10 protein-coding genes are annotated in these 11,981 nt (G+C 62.5%); 5 read left to right on the top strand and 5 right to left on the bottom strand.

Going from position 1 to position 11,981, the window contains the following annotated elements; translation table 11 throughout:
• The first annotated feature begins 19 nt into the window (after window positions 1-19).
• Window positions 20-166 carry a hypothetical protein gene (locus AC6I9R_RS14295; protein WP_461426240.1) on the top strand — a complete coding sequence of 49 codons (147 nt, stop codon included), beginning with the start codon at window positions 20-22 and terminating at the stop codon, window positions 164-166.
• Between the two features lie 73 nt (window positions 167-239).
• Here AC6I9R_RS14295 and gatB read toward each other — a convergent pair whose 3' ends face one another.
• The 3 genes from gatB to AC6I9R_RS14280 all read right to left on the bottom strand — a co-directional run bounded on the left by gatB (window position 240) and on the right by AC6I9R_RS14280 (window position 4,292).
• Complete coding sequence (gene gatB, locus AC6I9R_RS14290) at window positions 240-1,760, bottom strand: Asp-tRNA(Asn)/Glu-tRNA(Gln) amidotransferase subunit GatB (protein WP_461426239.1); 1,521 nt, start codon at window positions 1,758-1,760, stop codon at window positions 240-242.
• Between the two features lie 74 nt (window positions 1,761-1,834).
• The gene (locus AC6I9R_RS14285; RefSeq protein WP_461426238.1) at window positions 1,835-2,275 is read right to left on the bottom strand and encodes a hypothetical protein; all 441 of its coding nucleotides are present in this window, start codon (window positions 2,273-2,275) and stop codon (window positions 1,835-1,837) included.
• A 190-nt stretch (window positions 2,276-2,465) separates the two neighbouring features.
• Window positions 2,466-4,292, bottom strand: coding sequence for an SIR2 family protein (locus tag AC6I9R_RS14280; protein ID WP_461426237.1), 1,827 nt, complete (start codon window positions 4,290-4,292; stop codon window positions 2,466-2,468).
• A 297-nt stretch (window positions 4,293-4,589) separates the two neighbouring features.
• Here AC6I9R_RS14280 and AC6I9R_RS14275 point away from each other — a divergent pair, with 297 nt between their 5' ends.
• A complete protein-coding gene (locus tag AC6I9R_RS14275) occupies window positions 4,590-5,210 on the top strand; it encodes a transglycosylase SLT domain-containing protein (RefSeq protein WP_461426236.1) in 621 nt (206 codons plus the stop codon).
• Between the two features lie 119 nt (window positions 5,211-5,329).
• Entirely contained in the window at window positions 5,330-6,235 is a 906-nt protein-coding gene (locus AC6I9R_RS14270) for a lytic transglycosylase domain-containing protein (RefSeq protein WP_461426235.1), read from the top strand.
• 4 nt (window positions 6,236-6,239) lie between these two features.
• On the opposite strand, the gene AC6I9R_RS14265 is transcribed toward AC6I9R_RS14270, so the two are convergent.
• A complete protein-coding gene (locus AC6I9R_RS14265) occupies window positions 6,240-6,653 on the bottom strand; it encodes a hypothetical protein (protein WP_461426234.1) in 414 nt (137 codons plus the stop codon).
• Between the two features lie 220 nt (window positions 6,654-6,873).
• Here AC6I9R_RS14265 and AC6I9R_RS14260 point away from each other — a divergent pair, with 220 nt between their 5' ends.
• Window positions 6,874-7,611, top strand: a complete 738-nt coding sequence (locus AC6I9R_RS14260) for a heparan-alpha-glucosaminide N-acetyltransferase (RefSeq protein ID WP_461426233.1) — start codon at window positions 6,874-6,876, stop codon at window positions 7,609-7,611.
• On the opposite strand, the gene pepN is transcribed toward AC6I9R_RS14260, so the two are convergent.
• Entirely contained in the window at window positions 7,608-10,184 is a 2,577-nt protein-coding gene (gene pepN / locus AC6I9R_RS14255) for an aminopeptidase N (RefSeq protein WP_461426232.1), read from the bottom strand. The two genes, AC6I9R_RS14260 and pepN, sit on opposite strands and share 4 nt — an antisense overlap.
• Before the next feature lie 111 nt (window positions 10,185-10,295).
• Here pepN and AC6I9R_RS14250 point away from each other — a divergent pair, with 111 nt between their 5' ends.
• On the top strand, window positions 10,296-11,837 hold the full coding sequence (locus tag AC6I9R_RS14250; RefSeq protein WP_461426231.1) for an FAD-binding domain-containing protein: 1,542 nt from the start codon (window positions 10,296-10,298) through the stop codon (window positions 11,835-11,837).
• The last annotated feature ends 144 nt before the right edge of the window (window positions 11,838-11,981 follow it).

Below are 11,981 nucleotides of genomic sequence, written 5' to 3'. Positions count from 1 at the left end.
TGCTAGAGTTTTTTTGAAGATGTTGCGTGCCCTGTGGTCCCACCGGGCGGTCTATGTGGGGTTGGCCTGTGCGTATGGCGCGTTGTGTATGGGGGCGGATAAGGAGTTGGTGAACCAGTGTGTCACCGGGTTCTATGCCGCGCTGGCGATGCAGCGGGGGCATTGAGGGGCGGCGGGGCGACGCTGGCCTGCGGCTTTTGCAGAGCAAAAGCGCCGGCGACGCCCCGCCCGCCGTCCCGTTACCCCGCCAGTTTGGCGGCGACGATCTGGTTGACCGCTTTGGGGTTGGCCTTGCCGCCCGTCGCTTTCATCACCTGGCCCACGAACCAGCCGGCGAGTTTGGGGTTTTGTTGCGCTTTGGCGACCTGGTCGGGGTTGGCGGCGATGATCTCGTCGACGGCGGCCTCGATGGCGCCGGTGTCTGTGACCTGTTTGAGGCCCTCGGTCTCCACGATTTCCTCGGGCGAGCGGCCGGTGGTGTAGCTGATCTCGAACACGTCCTTGGCGATTTTGCCGGAGATCGTGTCGGAGGCGATCAGGCCGACGAGGGAGGCCAGTTGCATAGGCGAGACGGGGCTGTCTTCGATCTGGCGCTCGTCTTTTTTGAGGCGGCCGAAGAGCTCGTTGATCACCCAGTTGGCGGACAGCTTGCCTGCTTTATCTCCTCCGGCGTCGATCACAGCCTCGAAATACTGGGCGGCGTCGATGTCGGCGGTGAGCACGCTGGCGTCGTAGTCGGACAGGCCGAAGTCGCCGATGAAGCGGGCCTTTTTGGCGTCGGGGAGTTCCGGCAGGGCGGCGGCGATCTCGTCGACGTAGGATTGGTCGAAGGTCAGGGGCAGGAGGTCCGGATCGGGGAAATAGCGGTAGTCGTGGGCCTCTTCCTTGGAGCGCATGGAGCGGGTTTCGCCCTTGTCGGGGTCGTAGAGGCGGGTTTCCTGGTCGACGGTCCCGCCGCCCTCGATGATGGCGATCTGGCGTTTGGCCTCGACCTCGATGGCTTGCTGGATGAAGCGCATGGAGTTCATGTTCTTGATCTCGCACCGCGTGCCGAGGTGGGAGAAATCCTGGGTGGCTTGGTATTTCTCATACTGGCCCGGCGCACAGACGGAGACGTTGACGTCGGCCCGCAGGTTGCCGTTTTGCATGTTGCCATCACAGGTGCCCAGATAGAGCATGATCTGGCGCAGTTTCACGACGTAGGCCGCGGCTTCCTCGGGGGAGCGGATGTCGGGTTTGGAGACGATCTCCATCAAGGCGACGCCGGTGCGGTTGAGGTCGACGAACGACAGGGCCGGGTCCATGTCGTGGATCGATTTGCCCGCGTCCTGTTCCAGGTGAATGCGCTCGATGCGGACAAGACGCGCCTTGCCGTCGCCCAGTTCCACCAGCACTTCGCCTTCGCCCACGATGGGATGGTAGAGCTGGCTGATTTGGTAACCCTGGGGCAGGTCGGGGTAGAAGTAGTTCTTGCGGTCGAAGGCCGATTCCAGGTTGATCTGCGCCTTCAGGCCCAGGCCCGTGCGCACGGCCTGGGCGACGCAGGCCTCGTTGATGACCGGCAGCATCCCGGGCATGCCCGCGTCCACGAAGGCGACGTTAGAATTGGGCTCGGCCCCGAAGAGGGTGGAGGCGCCGGAGAACAGCTTGGCGTTGGTGGAGACCTGGGCGTGGACCTCCATGCCGATCACCAGCTCCCAATCCTGCTTGGCGCCCGCAATCACGCGCGGTTTCGGGGTGTCATAGGTCAGGTCAAGCATGGGGTGGCCTCCGGTTTGTCGAGGACGGGTTTAGGGCGGGGTGCCGGGCCGGGCAAGGGGTGGACGGGCAAGCATTACGTGTCGCCTAGCGCGCTTGCCATAGTTCCGAGCATCTCCACGGCATCTTCCCTCAACTTAATCATGTATCGATCGGAATCAGCTGACGAGATCGACGCGATCAAACGTGCCAGTCTTACAAGGCTTGCCGAGAGGGCCGGGTTCTTCTCGACGCCTAATTGATCCGTGGCCTGGTCCAAGAAAGCGGGTAACCACTTGAGCGTTTGGTATGGGTGATGCGATTGGTCCTTTGCGCGGATCCCACGTTCCAGCAACGAAAACAATTCCTTTACTCGGTTCCAGTCTTGCGGTGCCGCAAGGTCCTCTAACCCACCGGACATGATGAGGCGCGCTTTCTGATCGTCAAGGTGGTGAGTTCTGAATGTTGTCCCCTCTGCGCGGCGGTAGCCTTCATTAAGGTAGCGCCACGCCCTTTCCAAATCCTCGGACTCACGCATTGCAGTGCTCCAGTGAAGCCAGAACAACGAATGTCGTTTACACCCATCCAGATTCGACATGCGTGAAAAGAACTCGTCCTGGAGACTGCTTGACTCAAACATGCCACTGACTTGTGTAAACCTCATTGCCTGACGCCAAACTTCGTGAAACGGCTGCTCTTCTCTTACACCATCAATATTCTCCAAACCCTCAAGCACAGTCTCCAAAACCCGTGTGGATGAGAAAAAAACGGCTCAATGCATCGCGAGCGTTGACGGCATTGATTGTTTCATAGGACCTTAGGTGATCATCATACTGTAGAAATGGGGATCGTTTTACGAGGCCACTCAAAACTTCATATGCAGAGACCCCGAGCATACGGCTCAAAGTTTCGTCGTATACTGGAACATTCAGGTGCCTAAGATAGAGGGCTAGAATGAGACCGCCCTCCGCCTGTGTTCCAGACCCAGCTACGGTATCGATGGCAGTGCGGAAACGATCACGAACAACTTTCGATCTAAAAACACCGAGCAAGAATGATGCGAATCCAGCGCGGTAGTCCCTCCGGATGCTCTCTACTTTTTGATGTTCCGACAACCTCGTTTGCCCTGGCCAAATGCCTTGACGTTCCGAGCACCTCGCCAACGCATGCATTTCTTCCGATGATAGCGTGTCGCAGCTCCAAGTCCGATATTCGCCTTTTTCCCCAATCCACGTCGGGACGTCGGGTGCATCGTCAAGGAACCGATTGCGAGCTGCCATGACACTGATGCCGCCATGCTGCCCGATCATTTCAAAAATGCGTCTAAGGTCATCGAATTTCAACCGGAACGCATCATCCAAAATTATTACGGGGTTTGAGTATGACGTCAAAATATGCTCTACTTCACTTAAGACATCGTCGTAAATGCGATCTAGGATGAAGGTTGATCGCCCTGCCAGCTTCAGTCTTTGGTTGATCTCAGCCAAGATAAACGATTTCCCAGAGGCAATCCCCCCTTCCAGCATAGCAACTTTGCCGGCAAGAAGTGATTCCTCTAGAACGTATTCAGTTATCTTTTGTGAGAGGCCCCTTTGCACGCGAAAAAACTCGGACTCATTTCGGATGTCAAATAGGAGAGCACTGTGGTTTTGCCTTCCAAAGATTATGAAGTCATACTGGTCTTGTGTAGTTGGCGTGTTCGGAGCTACGTCTGGAAGCACGGTTTCTCGGACGCTCCGAAGAACACGTCTATTGTTCGTCCGAGTTGCCTCTGAAGTGCGCAAGGCTTCCAGAAGCCCTTCGCGCCCGCAATTTATCGATTGGCCATATGCTTTTTGTGCGTCCAGAAGCTCATAGTCCTCGGCGTCGTCAACGCGGTTGACGAAGAATGTTTTTAGGTGTGCGCCTTGCACTGCATGCATCATTTTCGTCAAGTGCAAGTCATTGTTTGAAAACCCAAGGAACACGACAAACCTTGCTCGGTCAAAGTCTTGCTGTAGTTGATCGAACCAAGGATGCCGATCATTCAAGAGAACATAGCTCTTCCGGCCCAGGATGCAGGTTTTCTCAAAAGTATCCAAAGTGCCCCAATTGCGGCGCGCGCCATGGAGATGCACCACCATCTGCTTACTGCCCGCCATTCTGATTGCTTCATGAGGTGGTGTCAGAATGTCGAAAACTTCGTGTCGTATGTGCGTGCGTTGCAGCGATTGAGAAATGAGATCATCATAGTTGGTCGTGTAAATGCGATCCCAAGGAAACCCAACGATTTCAGCGGCGGACTGGTCTTCATGGCGGATATCATAGCGATCGATAAGGAATTTACGCAAACCTTCGTACGCTCTAGTCTCAGCATAGTAATCAGCGGCAAGCTGCAAGTCCCTATAATTGCGCCCAAGACTTTTGTTCAACGCCTGCAAAAGGTGGCCACCAACTCCAAGGCTTTTCTCATCGAAGTTTAGGCAATCGGCCAAGAAGCCAGCGCCACAAAAAAGCAAACCGCCATTCGCCGAATTGTCTTCTAAAACGTCTATCAGGCTTTTGGGCAGTGCCATTGGGGGTGTCTCGCTTGTATGGCCGATGATGTGCGCGGAAGGTGACATGATTAGTTTTGCAATGCAAAGCATTGCGAGCGTTGCTTCCAAAGGTGAGCAGTACACTTCGAGACCTGTTAACCCACCAAGAATACCCCGATCAATCGTGGCTACGGCGCCGCCTTTCAAGCGCTTTCTTGGCAACGCTGTTTCGGCGGAAAACAGCCGTTTTCAGCGCGTTAGCGGGGGCGGGGGCTTGCAAAAGCGGGGGGATTTGCGCGAAGGCGGCGCGTCTGCCCTAACGATTGCCATTGGTTCATGTCTTTTTTGTCTGTTGCGCCGCGGATTGCCGTGGGTTTTGCGTTGGTTCTGTCGCTCTCGGCCTGCAACGCGTTGTCGAATGTCCCGCTTTTTGGTCTCAGTGGCCCGGAGGTGGTGGAGGCCCCGGTGATGCGCTGGGATCACCGCCCGGAGAGTGCGTCCTGGACGGCCACGGCCTTCGCCGCGCTCGATACCCACGCCAGCGATCTTCCGGCGCTGGTGCCTGCGGATATCGAGCAATGGTGCCCGGCCTATCCCGATGCGCCGGTGGAGAACCGGCGAGCGTTCTGGACCGGGCTGATGTCGGCGCTGGCGCGCCACGAAAGCACCTGGAACCCGCAGGCCGTGGGCGGGGGCGGGCGCTGGTTTGGGCTGGTGCAGATCAGCCCCGCGACGGCGCGCCACTATGGGTGTCAGGCGGGCTCGGGGCAGGCGCTTCTGGACGGGGATGCCAATATCTCTTGCGCGATGCGCATCTGGGCCACGACCGTGCCGCGTGACGGCGTGGTGGCGGCGGGGCGCGGCGGTGTGGCCGCCGATTGGGGCCCGTTCGTGCAGGCGCCCAAGCGCGAAGAGATGCGCCAGTGGATCTCGACCCAGCCCTATTGCGCCGATTAACCCGTCCTTAGCCAAATGCTGTTTTCACTTCGGGTATGAGTGACATCCGCCCCCTTGCCATAGTGCTCAATTTTCGGGCATGCTCACGTCTTGTGCCAAACCTGGGGGGATGGCTGCCTATGGACGCCCTGCGTCTGATCTGCATGTTCTGTGGCCTTTGGGTTGTGTCGGCGTCTGCGCCGGGCGTGGCCTATGGCCAGGCCGATCCGGTGGTGGAGGTGACCTCGGGCGTTGTCGGCGCCGATACCGCGCTGGACGGCGAGGCGCCAGGTGTGGTGGCATTGCTTCACGTGCCGACAGACGAGGGCACCGCGCCTGAAGACTTGATCCCCCTGGAAGAATTGCCTGAAATCAGTGCCTTGGCCCCGGCTGCCAGCCTGCGCCCGGTCGTGCGGGACACCTGGGCGGTGCCCACGGCGCGGTGGGATAACCACCCGCGCGGGGCGCAATGGACGGCGGCGGTTCTGGCGGCCCTGCGCGGCCCCGGCGCGCCGCTGTTGCAAACGGAGCCGCGCGATATCCATGCCTGGTGCCCCGGGTATCTGGAGGCCAGCCCGGCGCAGCGCGCGGCGTTCTGGACCGGCCTTGTCTCGACCCTCGCGTGGCACGAAAGCACCCACAATCCGCGCGCCGTGGGCGGCGGCGGGCGCTGGTTTGGCCTGGTGCAGATTGCGCCCGGCACGGCGCGGTGGCGCGATTGCGATGTCGGCTCGGGGGAGGCGCTGTTGAACGGCGCGTCGAACCTGCGCTGCGGCATCCGGATCATGGGGATCACGGTGCCGCGCGACAATGTCATCTCGGAAGGGATGCGCGGTGTGGCCGCCGATTGGGGGCCGTTCCATTCCCGCCGCAAGCGCGAGGATATGCGCAATTGGGTGCGGGAGCAGGAGTATTGTCAGGCGCCGCCGGTGCAACTGCGCCCGGTGATGCGTCCGGCTGGATTGGGCGAGCGGGTTGAAGCCGCAGAAGAAGCGGCCGCGCCCGGCGCCATGCTGCGCCCGGTGCCGCGCCCGCGCACCCTGTGAGGGGTCAGGCCTGCTGGCGGACCGGGATGCCCCGGTTCGTGGCTTCGCGGATCAGGTCGTAGGGATCGGGCAGGCATTCCAGCGGCAAGACCACCTCGGTCCCGTCATCCAGCATCAGCCCGATGCGGCGGTGGGCACCGCGATCCACAACCCGAAGGTAGGCGATCTGAGAGGTGGGGATCACCAGATCATCGGTGCCGCCCAGAATGCTCCAGGCCGCGCGGGTCATGCGGATGCCGTAGGTCGGCACGCGGGTGATCTGCCACAGGCATATCACAAGCGCAGGGACCATGAGCAGCAGCACATAGCCGGGGGAGATTTGCCAAAGAAAGACGGTGAGGGCGCTCAGTCCTACAAAGCTGAGGATGCTGAGGCCGGCGCTGCCGGGACGTGTGGCATATTCGAAGGTATCGGTCATGAGCCTGAGTTAACGGGTCAATTGTGCTCAGATTAGGGAACGCGCGGGGCCGGTGCGCGGCGCACTTGGTGTGATTTTACGGTTACGGGGCGATGAACGCCGAGTCGGTGCTAGGGGGCATTGGGGCCTCAAGTGCTAGTCTGAGACGGCGATCCCGTCGGTTTTTGCCCGATGGGCAAGGCCGAAAAGGGCTGCTAGACCAAGCCCATGAGTGATTTGGATGACTGACCTGTCTGGCCCGCCCGCGCGTATTCCCGCGCTCGACATCGCGCGCAGCGGCGCGTTGGTGGCCATGGCCGTGTTCCATTTCGTCTTCGATCTGGAGATGTTCGGCCATGTCGCCCAAGGCACCGCGACCAGTGGCATCTGGCGCGCGTTGGCCGTGGCCACGGCGGGCTCGTTCCTGTTTTTGGCGGGCGTCGGCCTGTGGCTGGCCCACGGCGGCGGCATCCGCTGGCCCGCGTTCTGGCGCCGGTTTGCGATGATCGCCGCCGCGGCGGTGCTGGTGAGCGGGGCGACTTACGTGGCCTTCCCCCACGCCTTCGTCTTCTTCGGCATCCTCCATTCCATCGCGCTGTGCAGCCTGCTTGGCCTTGCGGCTTTGCGCTTGCCGGTCCTGGCGATCCTGGGGCTGGCCGTGGCGGTGTTCTTCGCGCCCGATTTTCTGACCTCGCCCGCGTTCAACGCGCCCTATTGGTGGTGGACGGGCCTGCAAACGGTGCGGGTAAGCACCGTGGATTATGAGCCGATCTTCCCCTGGTTCGCCCCTTTTCTGGCCGGGCTCGCGGCCTCGAAATGGGCGTCGCGCGCGGGCCTATGGGCGCGGCTCTCCACACCCACCCCGTCGCGGGCCGCCCGTTTGGCAGGGCTGCCGGGGCGCCATTCCCTGCTGATCTACCTGATCCACCAGCCGATCCTGATCGCCCTGGTGTGGAGCGCCACGCAGCTGATGCGCTAGGCGCCCCGCATCCGCGAGACCATCTCGGCCAGATCGCGGCTCAGACCCGGCGCTGCGCCGATCCGCTCCAAGGCCTCCAGCATGAGGGCCTGGCGATCCGCATCGTAGCGCCGCCAGGTCTCGAACGCCGTCGACATCCGCGCGGCGGTCTGCGGGTTCACGCCGTCCATCTTGATCAACCAATCGGCGACAAAGGCGTATCCGGCGCCCGAGGGGGCATGGAAGGCGGCGGGGTTGGCGATCAACCCACCCAGGAGCGAGCGGAAACGATTGGGATTTTTCCAGTCGAAAAGCGCGTGGCGGCTCAGCGCCTCGGCCCGGTCGAGCGCGTCGCCCCAGGGCGCGCTGGCGACCGAGATCATGAACCACTTGTCCATCACCAGGCGGTCATCGCGCCACTGTGCCTCGAACGCCTCTGCGGCTTGCGTGTCACCGCCCTTGATCAGGACCGAAAGGGCCGCGAGTTGGTCGGTCATGTTGGTAGCGGTCTCAAATTGCGCGCGGGCAAGGCCAAGGTCTTGGGGCGTGCTCATCAGCATCAGCGCCGTATTGCGCAGGGCGCGTTTGCCCGCGTCCTCGGCGTCCGGCGTGTATTCGGGGCCGGAATCGAGGTCCTTATAGTACGCGCTGAGTGCCACCTTTAGAGAGGTGCCGACAGCGGTCATCTGCGCCTCGCGCACCTGTGCGATGCGGATCGGATCGGGCACCATGCCTGCGTCCACGACGGCTTGGGTCAGGTCATCTTCCGACGGGAAGCCCAGGACCAGCGCAATGAAGGCGGGGTCGAGGGTTGCATCCGCGCAGAAATCTTGCAGCGCGTTCCAGACGCTTGCTTGCTGCGCCGCCCGCTCTGCCGCCGTGCCGCTGCCGGTGATCTCATCAACCAGGATCTCGCGCAGCAGGCTGCGCCCGGCCTCCCACCGGTTGAACGGATCGCTATCGTGGGCCAACAGCAGGGCGCGGTCGGCGGCGGACAGTTCCGCGTCCAGCACCACCGGCGCCGAAAAGCCGCGCAGGAGCGACGGGACGACATGGGAAGGCGTGGCGCCGCCGCCAAGTTCTGCCAGATCGAACGTCAGATCCAGGCGGGGGCCGTCCAGATCGACCAGGGTCGAGGGCAGAATCTCGCGCCCGTCGCCCGCCAGAAGGCCGAGAACAACGGGGATTTTCGCGGGCTCCTTCATCGGCTGACCCGGCGTTGGCGGGACTTCCTGGGTCAGCGTCAGATGCAGCGTGTCGCCGTCGCGCCGCCAGCTCGCGCCGACCTTGGGCGTGCCGGCCTGGTTATACCACCGCTTGAATTGGCTGAGGTCCGTGCCCGCGACCTCTTCAAAACAGGCGAGCCAATCCTCGATCGTGCAGGCCTGCCCGTCGTGGCGATTGAAGTACAGCTCACACCCCGCACGGTAGAGGTCGGCGCCCAGATAGGTGCGCAACATGCCGATGACCTCGGCGCCCTTCTCGTAGACGGTGGCAGTGTAGAAGTTGTTGATCTCGATATAGGATTCCGGGCGGACGTTGTGGGCCAACGGCCCCGCATCCTCGCGGAACTGGCGCGCGCGCAGTTGCAGCACGTTGCCGATCCGCTCCACCGGTTCGCTGCGCATGTCGCCGCTGAACTGCTGATCGCGGAAGACGGTCAGCCCCTCTTTCAGGCACAGTTGGAACCAATCGCGGCAGGTGATCCGGTTGCCGGTCCAATTGTGGAAATACTCATGGGCGACGATGGCCTCGATGAAGGCATAGTCGCGGTCCGTCGCGGTCTCGGGCGAGGCGAGGACGTATTTGGAGTTGAAGATATTCAGCCCCTTGTTCTCCATCGCGCCCATGTTGAAATCGTCGACGGCCACGATGTTGAAGACCGAAAGGTCATACTCGCGGCCATATTCCGTTTCGTCCCAGCGCATGGAGCGCTTCAGCGCGTCCATGGCGTAGGCGCATCTGTCCTCATCGCCGGGCCGGACCCAGATGTTGAGGTCGACGGGCGCGCCTGAGGCGGTGGTGAAATGGTCCCGGTGCGCCACCAGATCGCCCGCGACCAGGGCGAAAAGGTAGGCGGGTTTGGGCCAGGGATCGTGCCATTGGCCCGGCGCTGTCTCGTTTCCGTTGGACAGCAGGACTGGCAGGTCGCTGTCGATGGTGACGGTGAAGGGCGCCATGACATCGGGGCGGTCGGGGTAATAGGTGATCTTGCGAAACCCCTCCGCCTCGCATTGGGTGCAATACATGCCATTCGACATGTAAAGGCCTTCCAGCGCTGTATTGGCCTCCGGATTGATCTCAACCTCGGCCTCCCAAATGAACGCACCGTCCGGCGTGGGACAGGTGAGGCCCATGTCGGTGAGTGTCGGCGTGACAGGCGTGCCATCGATGGAAGCGTTAATGAGCTTAAGGTTTTCGCCGTGCAGGAAAAACGCCGGGTCTTGCGCCGCCGGATTTGGCCGGAACGCAATGCGCGAACGGACCCGCGTGGCCGTGGGGTGGAGGGTGAACGATAAGGCGACGCTGTCGATCTCATGGCTGTAGGGCGTGTAATCGGCAAGGCGCGTGGGCTCTGGGGCGGCTGCGGTCATCAAGGGTCCTCCGGGGTTTGGGGGAAGGTAGGGCGCGGGGGCAGGGGCTGCAATGGCGCGCCTGCCTAGGCGCGGCTTGAATGGGCGCGCGAATCTGCTACCTGTGGTTTAATGAAAAATGTTCTTGTTTTGTTCAAGCGCGATCTGCGGGTGCAGGACAACCCCGCCCTAGCCCTTGCGGCGCAGCGCGGCGGGGCCGTGTTGCCCCTGTTTGTGGCTGAGCCTGAGGCCTGGGCGCAACCCGACGCCTCGGCCCGGCAGTGGCGGTTCCTGAGCGAAAGCCTCGTGCAATTGCGCGCTGATCTGGCGGGCCTGGGCGCGCCATTGATCGTGCGGCGGGGCGAGATGACGGCGGTCCTGGCCGCGCTTTGCGCCGCCCATAACGTGGGTGAAATCATCAGCACGGAGGAGACCGGCAACCTCTGGAGTTATGCCCGCGACCGCCAGGTGGCCGCTTGGGCGCGGAACGCTGGCGTGGTCTGGACCGAACTGCCGCAGATGGGCGTGCAGCGGCGGCTGCGGTCTCGCGACGGGTGGGCGTGCACGCGGCAAACGGTGATGCGCCAGCTTCAAGTGCCTGTCCCAAAAGGGTTTTCCGGCGTGCCTGAGGATCCGGGCCAGATCCCCGACGCCCGCGATCTGTCCCTGGGCTTTGACCCCTGTCCGGGCCGCCAGCGCGGCGGGCGCGACGTGGGCCTTGCCACCTTCGCCTCTTTCCTGACGGCGCGCGGGCAACACTATCGGCGCGCCATGTCCTCGCCGCTGGAGGGCGCAGAGGCCTGCTCGCGCCTGTCGCCGCATCTGGCCTGGGGCACTGTATCGTCGCGCGAAGTGCTCCATGGCATGTCGGCGCGGCGGACAGAGCTGAAGGGCACCCGCGACGGCTGGCTAGGGTCCTTGCGCAGCTTTGAGGCCCGCGTCGCCTGGCGCGATCACTTCATGCAGAAACTGGAGGCCCAACCCGCGATCGAGATCCGCTGCCTGCATTCCGCCTACGAGGATCTGCGCCCGCGCACGCCCGATGCCCCCCGCCTCAGGGCCTGGGAAAAGGGCGAAACCGGGATCCCCTTTGTGGACGCCTGCATGCGCTCGCTCAACGCCACGGGCTGGCTCAATTTCCGCATGCGCGCGATGCTGGTGGCGGTGGCGTCCTACCACCTGTGGCTCGATTGGCGCGCGACGGGGCCGCATCTGGCGCGGATGTTCACCGATTATGAGCCCGGCATCCACTGGCCCCAGATGCAGATGCAATCGGGTACCACGGGGATGAACACGATCCGCATCTACAACCCGGTCAAACAGGGTCAGGACCAGGATCCGACCGGCGCCTTCACCCGAACCTGGTGCCCCGAGCTTCGCGATGTGCCCGATGCCTGCCTGCAAACGCCCTGGGTTTGGGAGGGGGCAGGGCGCCTACTCGGCCACCGCTACCCCGCGCCGATTGTAGACGTGACCGAGGCCGCCCGCGCCGCCCGCGACCGCGCCTTTGCCGTGCGCCGCGGCGATCGTTTCCACCATGAAGCGGCCCAGATCATCCACAAACACGCCAGCCGCAAGGACAGCGGCGCGGGACGCCATTTCGTCAACGACCGCGCAACGCCCCGCCGCGCGCGAAAGAAAACCCCGGACACGCAGCTCGACCTCGGCCTCTGACACGCAGCCCCCTATTTCCCCGTTCCATAAATATCCCTGCCAAACCGATGCCAGGGCCGCGACCCCTCACATCTCAAGCGCTCCGCACACCCAATTGCCCAAAGCCCCAAGAACCCCACAGCAGCCCGCCCAAAGCAACCGCAC

Source organism: Gymnodinialimonas sp. (assembly GCF_059726805.1).
This window is presented reverse-complemented; position numbering and strand designations above follow the sequence as displayed.

What these genes read in the sequence shown, in the direction of transcription:
- AC6I9R_RS14295 (WP_461426240.1), top strand. Translation starts at nt 20, where the DNA reads ATGTTGCGTGCCCTGTGGTCCCACCGGGCGGTCTATGTGGGGTTGGCC.
- gatB (WP_461426239.1), bottom strand. Translation starts at nt 1,760, where the DNA reads ATGCTTGACCTGACCTATGACACCCCGAAACCGCGCGTGATTGCGGGC.
- AC6I9R_RS14285 (WP_461426238.1), bottom strand. Translation starts at nt 2,275, where the DNA reads ATGCGTGAGTCCGAGGATTTGGAAAGGGCGTGGCGCTACCTTAATGAA.
- AC6I9R_RS14280 (WP_461426237.1), bottom strand. Translation starts at nt 4,292, where the DNA reads ATGGCACTGCCCAAAAGCCTGATAGACGTTTTAGAAGACAATTCGGCG.
- AC6I9R_RS14275 (WP_461426236.1), top strand. Translation starts at nt 4,590, where the DNA reads ATGTCTTTTTTGTCTGTTGCGCCGCGGATTGCCGTGGGTTTTGCGTTG.
- AC6I9R_RS14270 (WP_461426235.1), top strand. Translation starts at nt 5,330, where the DNA reads ATGGACGCCCTGCGTCTGATCTGCATGTTCTGTGGCCTTTGGGTTGTG.
- AC6I9R_RS14265 (WP_461426234.1), bottom strand. Translation starts at nt 6,653, where the DNA reads ATGACCGATACCTTCGAATATGCCACACGTCCCGGCAGCGCCGGCCTC.
- AC6I9R_RS14260 (WP_461426233.1), top strand. Translation starts at nt 6,874, where the DNA reads ATGACTGACCTGTCTGGCCCGCCCGCGCGTATTCCCGCGCTCGACATC.
- pepN (WP_461426232.1), bottom strand. Translation starts at nt 10,184, where the DNA reads ATGACCGCAGCCGCCCCAGAGCCCACGCGCCTTGCCGATTACACGCCC.
- AC6I9R_RS14250 (WP_461426231.1), top strand. Translation starts at nt 10,296, where the DNA reads ATGAAAAATGTTCTTGTTTTGTTCAAGCGCGATCTGCGGGTGCAGGAC.